Here is a 21056-nt window from a genome sequence, read left to right on the forward strand (position 1 = left end):
GGGCGGCGCTCGATCTCACAGGCGCTGCAACTCTCAAAAAAGCCAGTTTTTTTACTGTCCCGCCCCCGCTGTTTCGTCTTGTATCTAGACGCCCCTTTTTCCAAGGATTGCCCCCATGACCGAACGCCCAGCCCTGCGCTCCCAGCGCCTGAACCAGATCACCCACGCCCCGCACGCCGCGCTGGATGCCCTGGTCAAATCCCACGCACCCTTCGACAGCCGCGAAAGCTTTGCCCGCTTCGTCGTTGCCCAGTACCTGTTTCAGTCTGAATTGCAGGCCCTGTACAACGACCCGCAACTGATCGCCATCGTCCCCGACCTGGCCGAGCGCTGCCGCGCCGATCAGGCCCGCCTGGACCTCGCCGACCTCGACACCGAAGTACCGGCAGCCGTGCCGGGCGCCCTGGGCAAACCGAGCCTGGGTGAGGCAATGGGCTGGATCTTCGTCTCCGAAGGCTCCAAACTGGGCGCTGCGTTTCTGATCAAGCGTGCCGTGGCCCTGGAACTGTCCGAAAGCTTCGGTGCCCGCCACCTGGGCGAACCGGCCGGTGGCCGTGCCGAAGGCTGGAAGCAGTTCACCCGCATCCTCGATGGCCTGGCATTGTCGGCCGAAGAGGAAGCCGCTGCCGAACGCGGCGCCGTTGCCGCCTTCGAACGCTTCACCGAGCTGCTCAAGCACGCCTATGCTGCAGATGCCGCGCTGGTTTGATACGCCGTAGCCGGCCACCCTTCCGGTGGCCGCACCGTTTTATGCAGTGAGACCATGACCCGACCCGCCCGCTCCAAACTCGCCCGCCTGCTGTATGGAATACTGGCTTACGTGAGCCTGGGCGTGGGCCTGGTCGCCATCGTGATTCCCGGCTTGCCGACCACCGAGTTCATCCTGCTGGCCGCCTGGGCTGCCACGCGCAGCTCACCGCGCCTTTCAGCCTGGCTGGAAAACCACCGGTTGTTCGGGCCAATCCTTTACAACTGGCGCAATGGCAAGGTGATCCAGCGCCGGGCCAAGGTAAGCGCGACCCTCAGCATGCTGCTGTGTGCTGGCCTGATGCTGACCTTTTTCGAACACCGCTGGCCGGTGTTCCTGGCCATCGCCGGCATGACCCTGGGCAACCTGTGGATCTGGTCGCGCCCGGAGCATGCCTGCCCTGCCCCGTCACAAGCTCAGCAGCCCTGAATACAAGGCGTAGGCCGCCAATGCAGCGCCCACAAGCACGGCAGCGAAAATCAGCTTTTCCCAGGTGGTGAACAAGGCCTGCCCCTGCTCATGCTTGGCCCTGGCGAACAGGATCACACCGGGTGCGTACAACAGCGCAGAAAGCAGCAGGTACTTCAGCCCCCCCGCGTACAGCAGCCAAACGGCATACAGCAGGGCAACCAGCGCCACCAGCAGGTCCTTGCGGCGCAGGCCCGGTTGCCCGGCGTAGGTTTCCCCACGCACCGCCAGCAGCACGGCATAAGCCGCCGACCACAGGTAGGGCACCAGGATCATCGAAGACGCCAGGTAGATCAGGCTGGTGTACGTACCGGCCGAGAACAGCGTGATCAACAGGAAGCCCTGGATCATGCAGTTGGTCAGCCACAGGGCGTTGGCCGGCACATGGTTGGCGTTTTCCTTGGCCAGAAAGCGCGGCATGGTCTTGTCCCGCGCCGTGGCGTACAGAATCTCGGCGCACAGCAGCGCCCAGGACAGCAAGGCACCGAGCAAAGAGACCGCCAGCCCAAGGCTGATCAGCAACGCACCCCAAGGGCCGACAATGTGCTCCAGCACCGAGGCCAGTGAGGGGTTCTACAGCCAGGCCAGTTCCGGCTGGGTCATCACCCCCAGCGACAACACGTTGACCAGCACCAGCAACGCCAGCACCCCGAGAAAACCGATGACCGTAGCCTTACCTACGTCCGAACGGCGCTCGGCTCGCCCGGAATACACGCTGGCCCCCTCAATACCGATGAACACGAACACGGTCACCAGCATCATGTTGCGCACCTGCTCCAGCACGCTGCCGAACTGCGGGTTGCTCATGCCCCAGATATCCCGGGTGAAGATATCGGCACGGAAGGCAAACGCGGCAATCACCACGAACATCAGCAATGGCACTACCTTGGCCACGGTGGTCACCTGGTTGATGAACGCGGCTTCCTTGATGCCGCGCAGCACCAGGAAATGCACCGCCCACAGCAGCAGCGAAGCACAGCCGATGGCGATTGGCGTGTTGCCTTCGCCAAACACCGGGAAGTAAAAGCCCAGGGTGCTGAACAGCAGTACGAAGTAGCCGACGTTACCCAGCCAGGCGCTGATCCAGTAACCCCAGGCCGAGGAGAAACCCATGTATTCACCGAAGCCCGCCTTGGCGTAGGCGTACACCCCCGAATCGAGCTCCGGCTTGCGGTTGGCCAGGGTCTGGAACACGAAGGCCAGCGCCAGCATGCCGACAGCCGTGATGCCCCAGCCGATCAAAACCGCCCCTACATCGGCACGCGCCGCCATGTTCTGCGGCAGCGAAAAGATGCCGCCACCAATCATCGAGCCGACCACCAGCGCGATCAGCGCGCCAAGGCGCAGCTTCTGTCCCGGTTCGCTCATGAGCCTCCCTTTTTCCTGCACTGTCACGCATTTGAAACAGCGTTGCGGGCCATATAAATGCTGTTACTTATAATGAAGCATGGCCTTGAAGCTATAGCACTAATAACTGCTTTGTCTATGCACCGCTCCTGTAAAAACTAGCAGCTGTGCGGCAACTAGAAAAGAAACTGATAAAACTCGAAATTCTTGTGAAAAATTTGCGAAAGCGGCAAAAGCGGCTAGCTTCAAGCATCGCAGGCTGAACAGAGCGTTTGCTCTAGAACGACATGGAGGTGCCAGCGCGCAAGGCCTGCAGCTTAAGCTGTCGGCACTCTCCAGGAGCACCCGTGAAGGAAATCCCCTACCTTCGCGTCGCCTTAAACTGACACAAGTCAGGTTACGGCAGAGGCGTCAGATTTATGCTGATGTCAACTTTCTCCTGGCAGGAGTTGTTAAATGTCTGATTCATCCGGAAAACTAAAGCTCGGCGCGTTAGTTGCACTTGTCGTCGGTTCAATGATTGGCGGCGGGATCTTCTCGCTGCCGCAAAACATGGCCGCCAGCGCTGGGGTTGGTGCGGTGTTGATTGGCTGGGGCATCACCGCCGTCGGCATGCTGACCCTGGCCTTCGTGTTCCAGACCCTGGCCAACCGCAAGCCTGACCTGGATGGCGGGGTGTATGCCTACGCCAAGGCCGGTTTCGGCGACTACATGGGCTTTTCCTCGGCCTGGGGCTACTGGATCAGTGCCTGGCTGGGCAACGTCGGCTACTTCGTGTTGCTATTCAGTACCTTGGGGTACTTCTTCCCGATCTTCGGTGAAGGCAACACGCCGGCCGCCATCATTGGCGCGTCGATCCTCTTGTGGGCCGTGCACTTCCTGGTGCTGCGCGGCATCAAGGAAGCGGCATTCATCAACCTGATCACCACCGTGGCCAAAGTGGTGCCGCTGGTGCTGTTCGCACTGATCTGCCTGTTCGCCTTCAGGCTCGACATCTTCACCGCCGACATCTGGGCCGTAGGCACACCAGAGCTTGGCAGTGTGATGAACCAGGTGCGCAACATGATGCTGGTCACCGTGTGGGTGTTCATCGGCATCGAGGGTGCGAGCATCTTCTCGTCCCGGGCGGAAAAACGCTCTGACGTGGGCAAGGCCACGGTCATCGGCTTCATCACCGTGTTGCTGTTCCTGGTGCTGGTCAACGTGCTGTCGCTGGGCATCATGACCCAACCGGAGCTGGCCAAGCTGCAGAACCCGTCGATGGCGGCCGTGCTGGAACATGTGGTCGGCCACTGGGGTGCGGTGCTGATCAGCGTCGGCTTGATCATCTCGCTGCTGGGGGCCCTGCTGTCGTGGGTACTGCTGTGCGCAGAAATCATGTTCGCCGCCGCCAAGGACCACACCATGCCGGAGTTCCTGCGCCGCGAAAACGCCAACCAGGTGCCGGCCAACGCCCTCTGGCTGACCAACGCCATGGTGCAGATCTTCCTGGTGATCACGCTGTTCTCCAACAGCACCTACCTGTCGCTGATCTACCTCGCCACCTCGATGATCCTGGTGCCTTACCTGTGGTCGGCAGCCTACGCCTTCTTGCTGGCACTGCGCAGCGAAACCTACGAACAGGCCCTGGCCGAACGCAAGAAAGACCTGATCATCGGCGGTATCGCCCTGTTGTACGCCATCTGGCTGCTGTACGCCGGCGGCGTGAAATACCTGCTGCTCTCGGCCCTGCTCTACGCACCTGGCGCCATCCTGTTCGCCAAGGCCAAGCGTGAGGTAGGCCAACCTGTCTTCACCAACGTGGAAAAACTGATCTTCGCAGCCGTGGTCATCGGTGCCCTAGTGGCAGCCTTCGGCCTGTATGACGGCTTCCTGACCCTTTGACCCACGTCTTCGTTCAATTGGAGGAATGAAACCATGTCCGCTGAAAAACAGAAGTACGGTGTCCACTCCGAAGCCGGCAAACTGCGCAAAGTGATGGTTTGCGCTCCGGGCCTGGCGCACAAGCGCCTGACGCCGAGCAACTGTGATGAACTGCTGTTCGACGATGTGATCTGGGTCGACCAGGCCAAGCGTGACCATTTCGACTTCGTCACCAAGATGCGCGAGCGCGGCGTAGATGTGCTGGAAATGCACAACCTGCTGACCGACATCGTCCAGCAACCCGAAGCACTGAAGTGGATCCTAGACCGCAAGATCACCCCCGACACCGTGGGTGTGGGCCTGACCAACGAAGTGCGCAGCTGGCTCGAAGGCCTTGATCCTCGACACCTGGCCGAATTCCTGATCGGTGGCGTGGCGGGCCAGGACCTGCCACAAAGCGAAGGCGCCGACGTGGTCAAGATGTACAACGACTACCTGGGCCATTCCAGCTTCATCCTGCCGCCATTGCCCAATACCCAGTTCACCCGCGACACCACCTGCTGGATCTACGGTGGCGTGACGCTGAACCCGATGTACTGGCCGGCGCGACGCCAGGAAACCCTGCTGACCACTGCCATCTACAAGTTCCACAAGGAGTTCACCGGCGCCGACTTCCAGGTGTGGTACGGCGACCCTGACAAAGACCACGGCAATGCCACCCTCGAAGGCGGTGATGTGATGCCGATCGGCAATGGCATCGTGCTCATCGGCATGGGCGAGCGCACCTCGCGCCAGGCCATCGGCCAGCTGGCACAGAACCTGTTCGCCAAGGGCGCCGTCAAGGAAGTGATCGTCGCGGGCCTGCCGAAGTCCCGCGCCGCCATGCACCTGGACACCGTGTTCAGCTTCTGCGACCGCGACCTGGTCACGGTCTTCCCGGAAGTGGTGAAAGAGATCGTGCCGTTCATCATCCGTCCGGACGAAGGCAAGCCGTACGGCATGGACGTTCGCCGCATCAACAAGTCGTTCATCGAAGTGGTGGGCGAGCAACTGGGGGTCAAGCTGCGCGTGGTCGAGACCGGCGGCAACAGCTTCGCCGCCGAGCGCGAACAGTGGGATGACGGCAACAACGTGGTGGCCATCGAGCCGGGTGTGGTCATCGGCTACGACCGTAACACCTACACCAATACCCTGTTGCGCAAGGCGGGTATCGAGGTCATCACCATCAGCGCCGGCGAACTGGGCCGGGGCCGTGGCGGCGGCCACTGCATGACCTGCCCGATCGTGCGCGACCCTATCGATTACTAACGCCCATTACCCCCGGCCGCCCTCACAAAGCGGCGGCCGGTGCGTTCACCAAACTCAAGGAGAAAAGTCATGGCGTTCAACATTCACAACCGCAACCTGCTCAGCCTGGAACACCACACCACGCGCGAGTTGCGCTACTTGCTGGACCTGTCCCGCGATCTCAAGCGCGCCAAGTACACCGGCACCGAGCAGCAGCACCTGAAGGGCAACAACATCGCCCTGATCTTTGAAAAGACCTCTACCCGTACCCGCTGCGCGTTCGAAGTGGCGGCCTATGACCAAGGCGCCAACGTCACCTACATCGACCCCAACTCTTCGCAGATTGGCCACAAAGAGAGCATGAAAGACACCGCCCGCGTGCTCGGGCGCATGTACGATGCCATCGAGTACCGTGGTTTCAAGCAGGAAATCGTCGAAGAGCTGGCCAAGTTTGCCGGCGTGCCGGTGTTCAACGGCCTGACTGACGAATATCACCCAACGCAAATGATCGCCGACGTGCTGACCATGCGTGAGCACAGCGACAAGCCGCTGCATGACATCAGCTATGCCTACCTGGGCGATGCCCGCAACAACATGGGCAACTCCCTGCTGCTGATCGGTGCCAAGCTTGGCATGGATGTACGCATCGCCGCACCGAAGGCGCTGTGGCCGCATGATGACCTGGTCGAGCGTTGCAAGAAATACGCAGAGGAAAGCGGCGCCCGCATCACCCTCACCGAAGACCCGAAAGCGGCGGTCAAGGGTGTGGACTTCGTGCACACCGACGTGTGGGTATCGATGGGCGAGCCAATCGAAGCCTGGGGTGAGCGCATCAAGCAGCTCAAGCCTTACCAGGTGAATGCCGACCTGATGAAGTCCACCGGCAACCCACGGACCAAGTTCATGCACTGCCTGCCGGCGTTCCACAACTCCGAGACCAAGGTAGGCAAGCAGATCGCCGAACAGTACCCGGACCTGGCCAACGGCATCGAGGTGACTGACGACGTGTTCGAGTCGCCAGCCTGCATCGCCTTCGAGCAGGCGGAAAACCGTATGCACACGATCAAGGCGATCCTGGTGTCGACCCTGGCTGATCTGTAAGGGCTGACTCGATAGCGCGGCCACCCCGCTCCCATGTAGGAGCGGGTTCACCCGCGAATGCGTCGGCAGCACCAACCTATTTTTCTGGGCTGACGCCTTCGCGGGTAAACCCGCTCCTACACAGGGAGAGGCACGGCCTGAGAGCATCACTCCCTTCTCTCGTTAAAGGACATTCCCCATGCGTATCGTTGTTGCATTGGGCGGCAACGCCCTGCTGCGTCGCGGCGAGCCCATGACCGCTGACAACCAGCGTGCCAATATCCGTACCGCCACCGAACAGATCGCCAAGATTCACCCCGGTAACGAATTGGTCATTGCCCACGGCAACGGCCCGCAGGTTGGCCTGCTGTCGCTCCAGGCGCTGTCCTACAAGCCCGACGAGGCCTACCCGCTGGACGTGCTAGGCGCTGAAACCGAGGGCATGATCGGCTACATGATCGAACAGGAACTGGGCAACCTGCTGGCCTTCGAGGTGCCGTTCGCCACCCTGCTGACCCAGGTGGAAGTGGACGCCAACGATCCCGCCTTCAAGGACCCGACCAAGTTCATCGGCCCGGTCTATAGCAAGGAAGAAGCCGAGCGCCTGGCCAAGGAAAAGGGCTGGGTGGTCAAAGCTGATGGCGACAAATATCGCCGCGTGGTGGCCAGCCCCAAACCCAAGCGCATTTTTGAAATCCGCCCGATCAAGTGGCTGCTGGAAAAGAGCAGCATCGTGATTTGCGCAGGCGGTGGTGGCATCCCCACCCTGTACGATGAAAACCGCAAGCTCAAGGGCATCGAGGCGGTGATCGACAAGGACCTGTGCTCGGCTTTACTGGCCGAGCAACTGGATGCCGACCTTCTGATAATCGCCACTGACGTCGATGCGGCGTACATTGACTGGGGCAAGCCTACGCAAAAAGCCATCGCCCAGGCACACCCTGACGAACTCGAACGGCTTGGCTTCGCTGCCGGCTCCATGGGGCCAAAGGTGCAGGCTGCCAGTGACTTCGCCCGCAATACCGGCAAAGTAGCGGTGATCAGTTCGCTCGAGAACATCGAGGACATCGTCAAAGGCACTGCCGGCACTCGGGTCTCCACCGCGAAGCCGGGGATCAGCTACCGTTGAATGCAGTGGGCGGGCGCCTGGCGCCCGCCATTTTCGACCTTCCAGAGGAGTTAGCCATGGCCCAGTACCACCCCGGTCATGTACACATCGAGCGCACTGCGCTGAACGCGGCAGACCACAGCTACGACCTGAACATCGAGTACGAGGCAGTGTCTGATCCCAAGGAAGGCAGAGGCATTCAGTTCCACATGCATGGCAGCATCGAAGGCAAAACGGTGGAAGAAAAGTTCTTCCTCGCCAAGGACCAGGTGTTGCCCAGCTTCCTCATGCAACTGAGCCGCAAGGCCCAGTCGTATCTGGCGCCGCCGAAGAAATTCGAGACCCTGAGTTCGCCGCACAAGCTCTATGACCACATGTTCGCCGACATTCGCGAAAAGCTCGATGTGAAATCGGGCGATCCGATCAAGCCTGAACATCTGGAGTGATTTCAAGAACCGGGGCCGCACAGCGGCCCCGGCGATGTTAAGGCATACTACCGCCCTCCCCGGCCACCACCTCACCCTCCCCCATGCGCATCCACGTCAGCTTCATCGACCGCGTCGGCATCACCCAGGAAGTCCTCGCCCTGCTCGGTGCCCGCAACCTCAACCTGGACGCCGTAGAGATGGTCCCGCCGAACGTCTACATCGACGCCCCCACCCTAAGCCCCGCCGTGCTTGAAGAACTGCACGACGCGCTCTTCGAGGTGCATGGCGTGCAATCGGTGGACGTGGTCGACATCCTCCCTGGCCAACGCCGCCACCTGCAACTGGATGCCCTGCTGGCCGCCATGAGCGACCCGGTGCTGGCGGTGGACAGCGCCGGGCTGGTGCTGCTGGCCAACCCGGCGCTGATCGAACTGTGTGGCCGCGAATCCGCTGGGCGCTCGGTGGGCGAACTGTTTGGCGACCCGGCGCTGCTGCAAGCCCTGCTGGACAACAACTTCCACCTGCCCATGCGCGAGATGCAGCTGAACGGCCAGAGCCTGCTGCTGGACGCCATGCCGATCACCAATGCCGGCGGCCTGCTGACGCTCTATCCACCTTCACGCATGGGCGAACGCCTGTCAGCCTTGCACCACGACCACGCCGAAGGTTTCGATGCCCTGCTCGGCGAGTCACCGGCCATCCGCACCCTCAAGGCCCGCGCCCTGCGCGTGGCGGCGCTCGATGCGCCATTGCTGGTGCATGGCGAAACCGGCACCGGCAAAGAACTGGTAGCCCGTGCCTGCCATGCCATCAGCAGCCGCCACGCAGCACCGTTCCTTGCCCTTAACTGTGCCGCGCTGCCCGAGAGCCTCGCCGAGAGCGAGCTGTTCGGTTACGCCCCTGGCGCCTTCACAGGCGCGCAACGGGGTGGCAAGCCCGGGCTGATGGAGCTGGCCAACCAGGGCACGGTGTTCCTCGATGAAATTGGCGAAATGTCGCCATACCTGCAGGCCAAACTGCTGCGCTTTCTCAGCGACGGCAGCTTCCGCCGGGTGGGCGGTGACCGCGAAGTGAAGGTGGATGTACGCATCATCAGCGCCACCCACCGCGACCTAGAACGCATGGTTGCCGACGGCAGCTTCCGCGAAGACCTGTTCTACCGCTTGAACGTGCTCAACCTGCAGGTACCGCCACTGCGCGACCGGGGCCAGGATATCCTGATGCTGGCGCATTTCTTCATGCAGCAAGCCTGCACGCAGATTCAGCGCCCACCTTGCCGGCTGACCCCCGCCACCCACTCGGCACTGCTGGCCAACCCGTGGCCGGGCAATGTGCGCCAACTACAGAACGTGATTTTCCGCGCAGCGGCCATCTGCGAGGGCAACCTGGTGGATATCGGCGACCTGGACATCGCCGGTACTTCGGTGGCACGTGGGCTGGATGGCGACGTAGCCAGCCTGGAGCAGGCCGTGGGTGACTTCGAGCGTGAGCTGTTGCAGCGCTTGTATGCCAGCTACCCGTCGACGCGGCAGTTAGCCGGGCGTTTGCAAACTTCGCATACCGCTATTGCCCAGCGACTGCGTAAATATGGAATACCCGGAAAAGCCTGATACTTGTCGTCAAAACTTACCGTTGATTCAGATTTTTCCTAGCCGCTCAGCCGCAATTGACTGGAGTACTCGCCGTAGAATGGTGACATTGTAATTTTGCATGTCACCCTGAGCGAAGAGTACCCTGATGTTTGAACTCGATTTTTACGGGACACTTGTAGCCGCCTCTTTAGTACTGCTACTGGGGCGCGGTCTGGTCGCACGTATTGGCTTCCTACGCGCTTACAATATTCCGGAGCCTGTTGCAGGTGGGTTGGTCGTTGCCCTGTCACTCTTGGCATTGCGCAGTTTCGATGTACAGGTCCAGTTTGATACCTCGTTGCAAGCACCGTTGATGCTGGCATTCTTCGCCACCATCGGTTTGAGTGCAGACTTTGCCAGCCTGAAGAAGGGCGGACGAGTGGTTGCCGTGTTCCTGCTGGTGGTGACGGGCCTGCTGCTGGTTCAGAACGCCATGGGTATCGGGCTGGCAACGGCATTGGGGCTCGACCCACTGATGGGCCTGCTGGCCGGTTCGATCACCTTGTCTGGCGGCCACGGCACTGGTGCTGCCTGGAGCGCGACCTTCACTGAAAAATTTGGGTTGGCTTCGGCCTCGGAACTTGCACTGGCCTCTGCCACGTTCGGCCTGGTGCTGGGCGGTTTGATTGGTGGCCCGGTCGCCCGGTTGCTGATCAAGCGTGTCAAAACATCGGGTGTGGAAGAAGAAGTACCGCAGTTACCCAAGGGCTTTGAGCAGCCGAACAAAGAGCGGTTGATTACTTCGTTTTCATTTATCGAAACCTTGGCACTTATTGCCGTCAGCTTACTGGCCGGCACATTACTTAACAGCCTGTTGAAAGGTACGGCATTCGAACTGCCAACATTCGTTTGCGTACTCTTCGTGGGCGTATTGTTGCGCAACGGCCTTTCGGCGTTCGGTTTTTATCATGTCTTCGAACGGGAAGTTTCGGTACTGGGCAACGTCAGTCTGTCGCTGTTCCTGGCAATTGCCTTGATGTCACTCAAACTGTGGGACCTGGCAGCACTGGCCTTGCCGTTCTTCATACTGCTGGCTGCACAGACATTGGTCATGGCACTGTTTGCGATCTTCGTGACATTCCGGGTCATGGGCCGCAACTACGATGCAGCGGTGCTGGCGGCGGGGCACTGTGGCTTCGGCCTGGGTGCAACACCCACGGCGATTGCCAACATGCAAGCGGTGACCCAACGTTACGGCGCCTCGCACATCGCCTTCCTGGTGGTGCCGATGGTGGGTGCGTTCTTCATCGACATCATCAACGTGATCGTGATCAAACTGTACCTGGCATTGCCATTTATCACTGGCTAAACCCACCGGCCAGTCCCGGGCATGGCTAGCCCGGGACTGTCGCATGCCTGGGTTCAGGGACGAACCGCTGTCACTTCGATCTCGACACGCCAGGCAGGGTCGGCCAGGCCGGCAATCTGGAACGCCGAGCGTGCAGGAAGGACTGGCTGCTTGGCGGCTGGCCCGAAGAATTGGGTATAACCGGCCATGAAACCGTCGAAGTCCATCTTCCCGCCGTTCTCCGGGCCGCCCACCAGGAATACCTGCATCTTCACCACGTCGGCAAGACCAAGGCCCAGTTCTTTCAGCTGCTGCTGGATGTTTCCAAGCACATTGATGGTTTGTGCCTTGGTATCACCGTAGGCTTCCAGCGAACCCTTGGGTGCGTCAGGGTGAATAACCGAAGGGACAGAACCACTCAGGTAGACAACCGTCTTCCCGGCAGGCACCTCTACAGCCGACGAGATAGGGAAACTCCCTGCGCCATGGCGCACGATTTCTTGTGCATGAACGCTCCCGGCACCCGCGAGTGCCACGGCCATTGCTGCGGTCGTTAAAGCCACTTTCATACTGTTCTCCTGATGATTGCCAAAAATGTGCACGCATCGACGCTGCGCGCACGGGTCATTCCATTGCGCCTGGTGGGCTTAGAACCGATACAGGCTGAAGGGTTTGGGGTCCAGCACCGGCGCCTTTCCAAGCAGCAAGTCCGCCGACAGTTCGGACGACACCGGGCTTTCGGTCATCCCCCAACCGGTTGCGGTGTTGAGGACCAGCCCCGGGTACTCATTGACCTGCGAAATGATGGGGTTTTCATCGGGTGCGATAGCCATGGCACCGCTCCACTGATCGATCAGCTTCGCATCGCTGAACGCAGGGAACTCGACCTTGAGTTTTTCCAGTGAGGCATTCAGTTCCGGCAGGTCCGGCGCTGCGGTCATCAACCGGTTTTTCTCGAACGGCGAAACCTCGTCCAGCTTCCAGTGCGTTGGCTGAATGAACGAATCGATCAGTTGCTTGTTGAGTGAGATGTGCACCGGGAAGTCGGGGATGGCCAGCAGTGGCAGGTACTTATAGCCATACATGAACGACTCTTTGACCACCGGGGCAACCACGACGCGTGGCGAGGTGGCGTATGTGCCGTCAGCCTGCTCGCGGAAGTAGATATTCCCAGGCAATGCAACGTTGCCCCCAGGTGCACGGGGCGCCGCGCTGATGATTTGCTGGGACTGGTAGGCGGGCAAGGTAGGTACATCGACGCCCAGGTTCTGCATGAACAACCGGGACCATGCACCGCCCGCCACGATCACGCGAGACGCCCTGATGGCGCCCTTTTCCGTCACCACGTCGGAGATGGCACCTGCGTGGGTTTCCAGGCCCCTGGCGGCGCAGTGGGTGTAGATCCGCACCCCCACTTTCTTGGCATACTCGGCCATGACGAACGAAGCGCGCTCGGCATCCAGGCTACCGGAGTCTTCCTCGAAGCCTGCAACCGTCCAGCGCGAGGATGCACCGCGCAGGCGCTCTTCAAGTTCACTGCCTTGAATGATTCGCGTCTTGAAGGGAATGTCTGCGCCGACTTCCCGCGTTTTGACATCGATCCACTTTCTGACGCCTTCCAGGTCTTCTTCATCGAAAGGTACTTCGACCCGGCCTTGTGTGCGGTAACTTGTGTCCGCCCCCACTTTGGCATTCATCTCTCGCCAACGTTGCTTGGCAAGATGGTGCAACTGGAATGTCGCATCAGGCATCTTGTAGGTCATGACCTGGCCATAGAACCTGCAAGACTGTTCGCCGGCAATTTCACCTTTTTCAACGACAACGACCGAGAGGCCGCGCTCGACAAGGTTGATTGCGGTCATGAGCCCCAGAATACCAGCGCCAACAACCACTACGTCTGCCTGCTTGGGAAGCGCCCCCTCGGTGCCTGCCACATAACCGAACCGCGGTTTGCCGGGAATCAATCGGCCTTCCCGGGTCAACAACGGGGTCAGAACCCCTGCGCCGCCTGCGATAGCCACGACGCCGCCGCCAATCAAAAATTTACGCCTCGTCATTCCCATGACACTTTCCCTTCCTGATATTCGGTGCTGGTTGCATGAGCCCTGGCAGCAAGGCACATGCTGGGCCGACAGCCGAATAACCAACTTTGTGGTTATTGCTTCAGACTGACGGCTCACATGAAAGGTGGCCATTCTGGTGACGCGCTATAGGCGGGAAAATCGTTGAGGGCAAATACTTAGTTCAGCCATTTGAAAACTATCACGCAGGTGACACAAATAGTTGATATGGCGACACGGTATAGGTGCAAGAAGAAAGTGCTAAAAGCTTTGCAAGTATCGAACTTGCTTGATTTATTCCGGCTTGCCAACAACTGAACTGGCTCAAGGAATCGTATCGATTTCAATACGCCGTAACGAAATCAGTACGAACCCGTTCGAGTGCTATTGCACAAGGTTTTGATCCCCAAACCCTTTTTCATGCACAACCTTCTGTAGCGTTTTCGTTCCAAACAAACAAGCAGCCACCCCGCAAAAATCAATAAATCATTGTTTTTAAAGGATTTTCTTTGATTGGCCGCATTATTGCTAAGGGAAAGCAACCCCAAGAGCGCGGAGCCACCGCGCCCAACGCCCTGCTTCCCGAGGATTCCCCATGAGCGAGTTGCGTTTCACTGAAGATCACGAATGGCTGCGCGTCGAAGCCGATGGCAGCGTCACCGTGGGCATCACCGCCTACGCCCAGAACGCCCTTGGCGATGTGGTTTTCGTGCAACTGCCAGAGTTGCAGCCGTATGAGAAAGGCAGCGAAGCGTCCACCGTCGAGTCGGTAAAAGCCGCCAGCGGTGTCTATATGCCCCTGACCGGTGAAGTGGTCGAGGCCAACGGCCAGCTCGAAGACAGCCCGGAACTGGTCAACGAAGACCCGATGGGCGAAGGCTGGTTCTTCCGCTTCATCCCTGCCGACGCCAGCGCCGTAACCGCCCTGCTCGACCAGGACGCCTACGACCGCCTGCTCAAAGCCAACGACGACGCCTGAGGAACTCCGCCATGACCATCAACCTCGGCACCGCCAACGAATTCATCGCCCGCCACATCGGCCCGCGCGCAGCTGACGAGCAGGCCATGCTCGCCGCCCTGGGCTTCGACTCGCTGGAGGCCATGACCGCTGCGGTCATCCCCGACAGCATCAAGGGCACCAGCGTGCTCGGTTCCCACGACGGCCAGAGCGAAGCCGATGCACTGGCCGCACTCAAGGCCATTGCCGGCAAGAATCAACTGTTCAAGAGCTACATCGGCCAGGGATACTACAACACCCACACCCCGGCACCGATCCTGCGCAACCTGCTGGAAAACCCGGCCTGGTACACCGCTTACACCCCATACCAGCCAGAAATTTCCCAAGGCCGCCTGGAAGCGCTGCTGAACTTCCAGACCCTGATCAGCGACCTCACCGGCCTGCCGATCGCCAACGCCTCCCTGCTCGACGAAGCCACTGCGGCGGCCGAGGCCATGACCTTCTGCAAACGCCTGTCGAAGAACAAGGCCAGTCACGCCTTCTTCGCCTCCGTGCACTGCCACCCGCAAACCCTCGACGTGCTGCGCACCCGTGCCGAGCCGCTGGGTATCGAGGTCGTGATCGGCGATGAACGCGAACTGGGCGATGTCAGCGCCTTCTTCGGCGCCCTGCTGCAATACCCGGCCAGCAACGGTGACGTGTTCGACTACCGTGACGTGGTACAGCGCTTCCACGCAGCCAACGCCCTGGTCGCCGTGGCCGCTGACCTGCTGGCCCTGACCCTGCTGACCCCGCCGGGCGAGTTCGATGCCGACGTGGCCATCGGCAGCGCTCAGCGCTTCGGCGTGCCACTGGGCTTCGGTGGCCCGCACGCGGCTTACTTCGCCACCCGTGACGCCTTCAAGCGCGACATGCCGGGCCGCTTGGTCGGCGTGTCGATCGACCGCTTCGGCAAGACCGCCCTGCGCCTGGCCATGCAAACCCGCGAGCAGCATATCCGCCGCGAAAAGGCCACCAGCAACATCTGCACCGCCCAGGTGCTGCTGGCCAACATTGCCAGCATGTTCGCCGTGTATCACGGCCCGGCCGGCCTAAAGCGCATTGCCGAGCGCACCCACGCCCTGACCGCGATCCTGGCCGCCGGCCTGAAAGCCTTGGGCGTGCAGGTAGTGGGCGCCAGCGCCTTCGACACCCTGACCCTGGCCACCGGCACTGCAACCGCCAGCCTGCATGACAAGGCCCGCGCCCAAGGCATCAACCTGCGCCAGGTCGACGCCACCCACCTGGGCCTGTCGCTGGACGAAACCAGCAGCCAGGCTGACGTCGAGTCGCTGTGGCAATTGTTCGCTGGCGACCAGGCTCAACCAGACTTCGCCGCGCTGGCCGCCAGCACCGGTTCGCTGCTGCCTACCGCCCTGCTGCGCCAGTCGGCCATCCTCGAACACCCGGTGTTCAACCGCTACCACAGCGAAACCGAGCTGATGCGCTACCTGCGCCGCCTGGCCGACAAGGACCTGGCGCTGGACCGCAGCATGATCCCGCTGGGCTCGTGCACCATGAAACTGAACGCCGCCAGCGAGATGATTCCGGTGACCTGGGCCGAGTTCGGCAACCTGCACCCGTTCGCCCCGGCCGAGCAGAGCCAGGGCTACCTGCAGATGACCACCGAGCTGGAAGCCATGCTGTGCGCCGCCACTGGCTATGACGCCGTGTCGCTGCAGCCCAACGCCGGTTCCCAGGGCGAGTACGCAGGCCTGCTGGCCATCCGTGCCTACCACCGCAGCCGTGGCGAAAGCCATCGCGACATCTGCCTGATCCCGTCGTCGGCCCACGGCACCAACCCGGCGACCGCCCACATGGCCGGCATGCGCGTGGTGGTTACCGCTTGTGACGCCCGCGGCAACGTCGACGTAGAAGACTTGCGCGCCAAGGCCATCGAGCACCGCGAGCGCCTGGCCGCGATCATGATCACCTACCCGTCGACCCACGGCGTGTTTGAGGAAGCGATCGGCGAAATCTGCGCGATCATCCATGACAACGGTGGCCAGGTGTACATCGACGGCGCCAACATGAACGCCATGGTCGGCCTGTGCGCCCCGGGCAAGTTCGGCGGCGACGTGTCCCACCTGAACCTGCACAAGACCTTCTGCATTCCGCACGGCGGTGGCGGCCCGGGCGTTGGCCCGATTGGCGTCAAGTCGCACCTGGCGCCTTTCCTGCCAGGCCACGCGCAGCTTGAAAACACCGAAGGGGCCGTATGCGCCGCGCCGTTCGGCAGCGCCAGCATCCTGCCGATCACCTGGATGTACATCCGCATGATGGGCGGTGCCGGCCTCAAGCGCGCCTCGCAAATGGCAATCCTCAACGCCAACTACATCGCCCGCCGGCTGGAAGAGCACTATCCTGTTCTGTATACCGGCGGTAATGGCCTGGTGGCCCACGAGTGCATCCTCGACCTGCGCCCGCTGAAGGACACCAGCGGCATCAGCGTCGACGACGTGGCCAAGCGCCTGATCGACTTTGGCTTCCACGCCCCGACCATGTCCTTCCCGGTGGCGGGCACGCTGATGATCGAACCGACCGAAAGCGAGTCCAAGGAAGAACTGGACCGCTTCTGCAATGCGATGATCCAGATCCGCGAAGAAATCCGTGCGGTCGAAAACGGTAGCCTCGACAAGGACGACAACCCGCTGAAAAACGCCCCGCACACCGCGGCCGAGCTGGTTGGCGAATGGGCCCACGGCTACAGCCGCGAGCAGGCGGTTTACCCGCTGCCAAGCCTGGTGGAAGCCAAATACTGGCCGCCGGTGGGCCGGGTCGACAACGTGTTCGGCGACCGTAACCTGGTGTGCGCTTGCCCGTCGATCGAGAGCTATCAGGACGCCTGATAGCTCCTCCTCCGCCACCTAGATTGGATGGCGGACTCTGTGGGAGCGGGTTTATCGGGGCACCGAACCGCCGCGAATGCGGTGGTGAAACCGGCATCGCATTCGCGGGTGAACCCGCTCCTACAGGGCTCACCGTCCGTCCAACGAACTTGGCAGGAGGTCATTATGTCTTTGAGCGTCTTCGACCTGTTCAAGATCGGCATCGGCCCCTCCAGTTCCCACACGGTCGGCCCGATGCGCGCCGCCGCGCGGTTCGCCGAAGGTCTGCGCCGTGATGGCCTGCTCACCCGCACGGCCAGCGTCAAGGCCGAGCTGTATGGCTCACTGGGCGCCACCGGCAAGGGCCACGGCAGTGACAAGGCCGTGCTGCTGGGCCTTGAAGGCGAACACCCGGACATTATCGACACCGAAAGCATCCCCGCCCGCCTACAGGTCATCCGCGACAGCGGCCGCCTAAACCTGCTGGGCGAGCACAGCATCGCGTTCATTGAAAAACAACACCTGTCGATGATCCGCAAGCCGCTGGATTACCACCCCAACGGCATGATCTTCCGCGCCTTCGATGACGCCGGCCTGCAAATTCGCAGCCGCGAGTATTACTCGGTGGGCGGCGGTTTCGTCGTCGACGAGGACGCCGCCGGCCACGACCGCATTGTCGAGGACAGCACCGTGCTGCCCTACCCGTTCAAGACCGCCAAGGAACTGCTCGGCCATTGCACCGCGCAAAACCTGTCGATAAGCCAAGTGATGCTGGCCAACGAGGCCGCCTGGCGCCCAGAGGCACAAACCCGCGCCGGGCTGCTGCGCATCTGGCAGGTGATGCAGGATTGTGTCGAAGCGGGCTGCCAGCATGAAGGCATATTGCCGGGCGGGCTCAAGGTCAAGCGGCGGGCGCCCGCGTTGTACCGCCAACTGAGCCGCCACCCGGAGGCCAGCCTGCGCGATGCCCTGTCGGTGCTTGACTGGGTCAACCTCTACGCCTTGGCCGTGAACGAAGAAAACGCCTACGGCGGGCGCGTGGTCACCGCACCCACCAATGGGGCGGCAGGTATCGTCCCGGCAGTGTTGCACTACTACATGCGCTTCGTGCCGGGCGCCTGCGAGGACGGGGTGGTGCGTTTTCTGCTCACCGCTGCGGCCATCGGCATCCTGTACAAGGAAAACGCCTCCATCTCTGGCGCGGAAGTGGGCTGCCAGGGCGAGGTCGGCGTGGCCTGCTCGATGGCTGCCGGTGCGTTATGCGAGGTGATGGGCGGCAGCGTGCAGCAGGTGGAAAACGCTGCAGAAATCGGTATGGAACATAACCTGGGCCTGACCTGCGACCCGATCGGCGGGCTGGTCCAGGTGCCGTGCATCGAGCGCAATGCCATGGGCTCGGTGAAGGCAATCAACGCGGTGCGCATGGCCTTGCGCGGCGACGGGCAACATTACGTGTCGCTCGACAAGGTCATCCGCACCATGCGCCAGACCGGCGCCGACATGAAAAGCAAATACAAAGAGACCGCCCGTGGCGGCCTGGCCGTCAACATCATCGAATGTTGACCCGACAACAACACCAAGGAGTCACCGATGTCCGAAACACTGCTCAAGACCCCACTGCACGCCCTGCACCTGGAACTGGGTGCCCGCATGGTGCCGTTCGCCGGCTACGACATGCCGGTGCAGTACCCGCTGGGCGTGCTCAAGGAACACTTGCACACCCGCGAGCAGGCCGGCCTGTTCGACGTTTCGCACATGGGCCAGATCATCCTGCGCGGCGCGGATGCCGCCAAGGCCCTGGAAAGCCTGGTACCCGTGGACATCATCGACCTCCCGGCAGGCATGCAGCGCTATGCCATGTTCACCAACGAGCAGGGCGGCATCCTCGACGACCTGATGGTGGCCAACCTGGGTGACGACACGCTGTTCCTGGTGGTCAACGCCGCCTGCAAAGACCAGGACCTGGCCCACCTGCACAAACACATCGGCAACCGTTGCGAGGTGCAGCCACTGTTCGAGCAGCGTGCCCTGCTGGCCCTGCAAGGCCCGGCTGCGGTCAAGGTGCTGGAACGCCTGGCACCGGAAGTGGCCGGCATGACCTTCATGCAGTTCCGCCCGGTGAAGTTGCTGGGCGAAGACTGCTTCGTCAGCCGCTCGGGCTACACCGGCGAAGACGGCTACGAAATCTCGGTGCCGGCAAACGCTGCAGATGCCCTCGCCCGCCGTCTGCTGGCCGAGCCGGAAGTACAGCCGATTGGCCTGGGCGCTCGCGACTCGCTTCGCCTGGAAGCCGGCCTGTGCCTGTATGGCCACGACATGAATACCGAGACCACCCCAGTCGAGGCCAGCCTGCTGTGGGCGATTTCCAAGGTGCGCCGTGCCGACGGTGCACGTGCTGCCGGGTTCCCCGGTGCCGAGGCCATCTTCGCCCAGCAGCGCGATGGCGTGGCACGCAAACGCGTCGGGCTGCTGCCGCAAGAACGTACGCCCGTTCGTGAGGGTGCGGATATTGTCGATGCAAACGATAAACCGGTCGGTAAAGTCTGCAGCGGCGGCTTTGGCCCGACACTCGGTGCACCTGTAGCAATGGGTTATATCGATAGTGAACATGCTGCAGTCGACACACCGCTGTTTGCCGTGGTGCGGGGCAAGAAGGTTGCCTTGAAAGTCAGCAAAATGCCTTTCGTAGCACAACGTTACTACCGGGGTTGAAACGGCTTTGTGAAGGTTACGGGCAGGCTCGACATATTCGTTTTCGAACCTGCCCAATAACTTTTGAACATGGCGCCAGGCCAGGCGCCATGCCGTTTCCGTCAAATCGGTCGGTTATCGGCAAACGGCTGATTTTCCATACGACCAAGGGCTTGTTTTTCGCTCGGGAGTTGGCGTAGAGTCACTGCACTGTGTTTGCATGGGTCGCAACAGTTCGTGACCTGGGCCAGTAGCCGAGATTTGCTACAACCCGTTCGACGTCTCTTACTTTCCTGCAACCCAGCCCAGTAATCTTTCGCTTACAAACAAGTGCGAAAGAAACTGTCATCAAAATTTAAGCTTCATAGGAAATAAGACAATGGCTGAGCGTCAGAACGGTACCGTCAAGTGGTTCAATGACGAAAAAGGTTACGGCTTCATCACCCCAGAAAGCGGTCCGGATCTGTTCGTGCACTTCCGCGCTATCGAAGGCAACGGCTTCAAGAGCCTGAAAGAAGGCCAGAAGGTTACCTTCGAAGCAGTCCAGGGCCAGAAAGGCATGCAGGCTGACAAAGTTCAGGTCGCCGGCTAAGCCGAACCCGACTTCGAGAAAAGCCCCTGCCAAGTGCAGGGGCTTTTTTTTGCCCGTAGAATAGCGGCTTCGTCTTCTGGAGCCGTCCCGCATGTCCAAGCCTCTGCTCACCCCTCAGGGAGATTTTCCACCGGTCGGCCTGGGCCGGCGCCTGGCAGCGATGTTCTATGACTTTTTGCTGTGCACGGCCCTGCTGATCGTGACCGCTGGCGCCTACAAAATGATCCAGATGGCGATCATCGGCGAAGCACGCATGCGCGAGCTGACCGAGGCGGGGGCACTGGATGGCGACCCACTGCTGTCGACGGTGCTGCTGTTCGCCCTGTTCGGCTTCTTTGCCAAGTTCTGGACCCATGGCGGGCAGACCCTGGGCATGCAGGTATGGGGCGTGCGCGTGCAGAACGCCGATGGTTCGGCCATCAGCCTGTGGCAGGCGCTGCTGCGCTTTGTGGTCTCGATCGCCTCATGGCTGTGCCTGGGGCTGGGGTTCTTCTGGGTGTTGATCGACAAGCGCAAGCGGGGCTGGCATGACATCTATTCGGAGAGCCAGCTGGTGCGGGTGCCGAAGCTGAAGAAATAACGTGAGAGTACGCCGTTTTGGATGCTGCGCCTGTTAGATCGAGCGCCGCCCGCGCGGCGC

The 21056-nt window shown here is 61.2% G+C and carries 17 protein-coding genes and 1 pseudogene; 15 read left to right on the plus strand and 3 right to left on the minus strand.

From position 1 onward, the window contains the following. The first annotated feature begins 115 nt into the window (after positions 1-115). Both APH36_RS03095 and APH36_RS03100 read left to right on the plus strand, forming a co-directional pair. Positions 116-709, plus strand: a complete 594-nt coding sequence (locus tag APH36_RS03095; RefSeq protein ID WP_060497439.1) for a biliverdin-producing heme oxygenase — start codon at positions 116-118, stop codon at positions 707-709. 54 nt (positions 710-763) lie between these two features. Further along, positions 764-1177 carry a YbaN family protein gene (locus APH36_RS03100; protein ID WP_060497440.1) on the plus strand — a complete coding sequence of 138 codons (414 nt, stop codon included), beginning with the start codon at positions 764-766 and terminating at the stop codon, positions 1175-1177. Here APH36_RS03100 and arcD (APH36_RS03105) read toward each other — a convergent pair. Then, positions 1157-2584, minus strand: a pseudogene (gene arcD, locus APH36_RS03105) (arginine-ornithine antiporter). The gene APH36_RS03100 and the pseudogene arcD (APH36_RS03105) overlap by 21 nt on opposite strands. Positions 2585-3019: 435 nt before the next feature. On the opposite strand from arcD (APH36_RS03105), the gene arcD (APH36_RS03110) reads away from it, so the two are divergent. The 7 genes from arcD (APH36_RS03110) (at position 3020) to gltS (ending at position 11269) form a co-directional block, all read left to right on the plus strand. Next, the gene (gene arcD, locus APH36_RS03110; RefSeq protein WP_060497441.1) at positions 3020-4447 is read left to right on the plus strand and encodes an arginine-ornithine antiporter; all 1428 of its coding nucleotides are present in this window, start codon (positions 3020-3022) and stop codon (positions 4445-4447) included. A gap of 33 nt (positions 4448-4480) precedes the next feature. After that, complete coding sequence (gene arcA, locus APH36_RS03115) at positions 4481-5734, plus strand: arginine deiminase (RefSeq protein ID WP_060497442.1); 1254 nt, start codon at positions 4481-4483, stop codon at positions 5732-5734. A gap of 69 nt (positions 5735-5803) precedes the next feature. Further along, positions 5804-6814 (plus strand): ornithine carbamoyltransferase, encoded by a 1011-nt coding sequence (locus APH36_RS03120; RefSeq protein ID WP_060497443.1) that lies wholly within the window; start codon positions 5804-5806, stop codon positions 6812-6814. Positions 6815-6992: 178 nt separating this feature from the next. Beyond that, positions 6993-7922: a carbamate kinase gene (arcC, locus tag APH36_RS03125; protein WP_060497444.1), complete on the plus strand. Its 930-nt coding sequence runs from the start codon at positions 6993-6995 to the stop codon at positions 7920-7922. Between the two features lie 56 nt (positions 7923-7978). Then, positions 7979-8347, plus strand: a complete 369-nt coding sequence (locus APH36_RS03130; RefSeq protein WP_060497445.1) for a DUF5064 family protein — start codon at positions 7979-7981, stop codon at positions 8345-8347. Positions 8348-8430: 83 nt separating this feature from the next. Continuing rightward, positions 8431-9939 (plus strand): sigma-54-dependent transcriptional regulator, encoded by a 1509-nt coding sequence (locus tag APH36_RS03135; RefSeq protein WP_016713105.1) that lies wholly within the window; start codon positions 8431-8433, stop codon positions 9937-9939. 127 nt (positions 9940-10066) lie between these two features. After that, positions 10067-11269 (plus strand): sodium/glutamate symporter, encoded by a 1203-nt coding sequence (gene gltS / locus APH36_RS03140; protein WP_060497446.1) that lies wholly within the window; start codon positions 10067-10069, stop codon positions 11267-11269. Between the two features lie 53 nt (positions 11270-11322). Here gltS and APH36_RS03145 read toward each other — a convergent pair whose 3' ends face one another. Then, entirely contained in the window at positions 11323-11817 is a 495-nt protein-coding gene (locus APH36_RS03145) for a RidA family protein (RefSeq protein WP_060497447.1), read from the minus strand. A gap of 78 nt (positions 11818-11895) precedes the next feature. Further along, the gene (locus tag APH36_RS03150) at positions 11896-13311 is read right to left on the minus strand and encodes an FAD-binding oxidoreductase (RefSeq protein ID WP_060497448.1); all 1416 of its coding nucleotides are present in this window, start codon (positions 13309-13311) and stop codon (positions 11896-11898) included. Positions 13312-13903: 592 nt separating this feature from the next. Between APH36_RS03150 and gcvH the strand changes: the two genes are divergently transcribed. From gcvH to APH36_RS03180, 6 genes are all read left to right on the plus strand, one after another. Next, positions 13904-14287 (plus strand): glycine cleavage system protein GcvH, encoded by a 384-nt coding sequence (gcvH, locus tag APH36_RS03155; protein ID WP_060497449.1) that lies wholly within the window; start codon positions 13904-13906, stop codon positions 14285-14287. Between the two features lie 11 nt (positions 14288-14298). Then, the gene (gene gcvP, locus APH36_RS03160) at positions 14299-17154 is read left to right on the plus strand and encodes an aminomethyl-transferring glycine dehydrogenase (RefSeq protein ID WP_060497450.1); all 2856 of its coding nucleotides are present in this window, start codon (positions 14299-14301) and stop codon (positions 17152-17154) included. Between the two features lie 165 nt (positions 17155-17319). Continuing rightward, entirely contained in the window at positions 17320-18696 is a 1377-nt protein-coding gene (locus APH36_RS03165) for an L-serine ammonia-lyase (RefSeq protein ID WP_060497451.1), read from the plus strand. A gap of 27 nt (positions 18697-18723) precedes the next feature. After that, complete coding sequence (gene gcvT / locus APH36_RS03170; protein ID WP_060497452.1) at positions 18724-19845, plus strand: glycine cleavage system aminomethyltransferase GcvT; 1122 nt, start codon at positions 18724-18726, stop codon at positions 19843-19845. Positions 19846-20203: 358 nt separating this feature from the next. Continuing rightward, complete coding sequence (locus APH36_RS03175; RefSeq protein ID WP_003257941.1) at positions 20204-20416, plus strand: cold-shock protein; 213 nt, start codon at positions 20204-20206, stop codon at positions 20414-20416. Between the two features lie 91 nt (positions 20417-20507). Then, the gene (locus tag APH36_RS03180) at positions 20508-20996 is read left to right on the plus strand and encodes an RDD family protein (RefSeq protein WP_060497453.1); all 489 of its coding nucleotides are present in this window, start codon (positions 20508-20510) and stop codon (positions 20994-20996) included. Positions 20997-21056: the final 60 nt, after the last annotated feature.

This window comes from Pseudomonas sp. NBRC 111133, assembly GCF_001320605.1.
Classification (GTDB): domain Bacteria; phylum Pseudomonadota; class Gammaproteobacteria; order Pseudomonadales; family Pseudomonadaceae; genus Aquipseudomonas; species Aquipseudomonas monteilii.

Excerpts from the sequence above, each read along its gene's own strand:
- APH36_RS03095 (WP_060497439.1), top strand. The coding sequence starts at position 116 with ATGACCGAACGCCCAGCCCTGCGCTCCCAGCGCCTGAACCAGATCACC.
- APH36_RS03100 (WP_060497440.1), top strand. The coding sequence starts at position 764 with ATGACCCGACCCGCCCGCTCCAAACTCGCCCGCCTGCTGTATGGAATA.
- arcD (WP_060497441.1), top strand. The coding sequence starts at position 3,020 with ATGTCTGATTCATCCGGAAAACTAAAGCTCGGCGCGTTAGTTGCACTT.
- arcA (WP_060497442.1), top strand. The coding sequence starts at position 4,481 with ATGTCCGCTGAAAAACAGAAGTACGGTGTCCACTCCGAAGCCGGCAAA.
- APH36_RS03120 (WP_060497443.1), top strand. The coding sequence starts at position 5,804 with ATGGCGTTCAACATTCACAACCGCAACCTGCTCAGCCTGGAACACCAC.
- arcC (WP_060497444.1), top strand. The coding sequence starts at position 6,993 with ATGCGTATCGTTGTTGCATTGGGCGGCAACGCCCTGCTGCGTCGCGGC.
- APH36_RS03130 (WP_060497445.1), top strand. The coding sequence starts at position 7,979 with ATGGCCCAGTACCACCCCGGTCATGTACACATCGAGCGCACTGCGCTG.
- APH36_RS03135 (WP_016713105.1), top strand. The coding sequence starts at position 8,431 with ATGCGCATCCACGTCAGCTTCATCGACCGCGTCGGCATCACCCAGGAA.
- gltS (WP_060497446.1), top strand. The coding sequence starts at position 10,067 with ATGTTTGAACTCGATTTTTACGGGACACTTGTAGCCGCCTCTTTAGTA.
- APH36_RS03145 (WP_060497447.1), bottom strand. The coding sequence starts at position 11,817 with ATGAAAGTGGCTTTAACGACCGCAGCAATGGCCGTGGCACTCGCGGGT.
- APH36_RS03150 (WP_060497448.1), bottom strand. The coding sequence starts at position 13,311 with ATGGGAATGACGAGGCGTAAATTTTTGATTGGCGGCGGCGTCGTGGCT.
- gcvH (WP_060497449.1), top strand. The coding sequence starts at position 13,904 with ATGAGCGAGTTGCGTTTCACTGAAGATCACGAATGGCTGCGCGTCGAA.
- gcvP (WP_060497450.1), top strand. The coding sequence starts at position 14,299 with ATGACCATCAACCTCGGCACCGCCAACGAATTCATCGCCCGCCACATC.
- APH36_RS03165 (WP_060497451.1), top strand. The coding sequence starts at position 17,320 with ATGTCTTTGAGCGTCTTCGACCTGTTCAAGATCGGCATCGGCCCCTCC.
- gcvT (WP_060497452.1), top strand. The coding sequence starts at position 18,724 with ATGTCCGAAACACTGCTCAAGACCCCACTGCACGCCCTGCACCTGGAA.
- APH36_RS03175 (WP_003257941.1), top strand. The coding sequence starts at position 20,204 with ATGGCTGAGCGTCAGAACGGTACCGTCAAGTGGTTCAATGACGAAAAA.
- APH36_RS03180 (WP_060497453.1), top strand. The coding sequence starts at position 20,508 with ATGTCCAAGCCTCTGCTCACCCCTCAGGGAGATTTTCCACCGGTCGGC.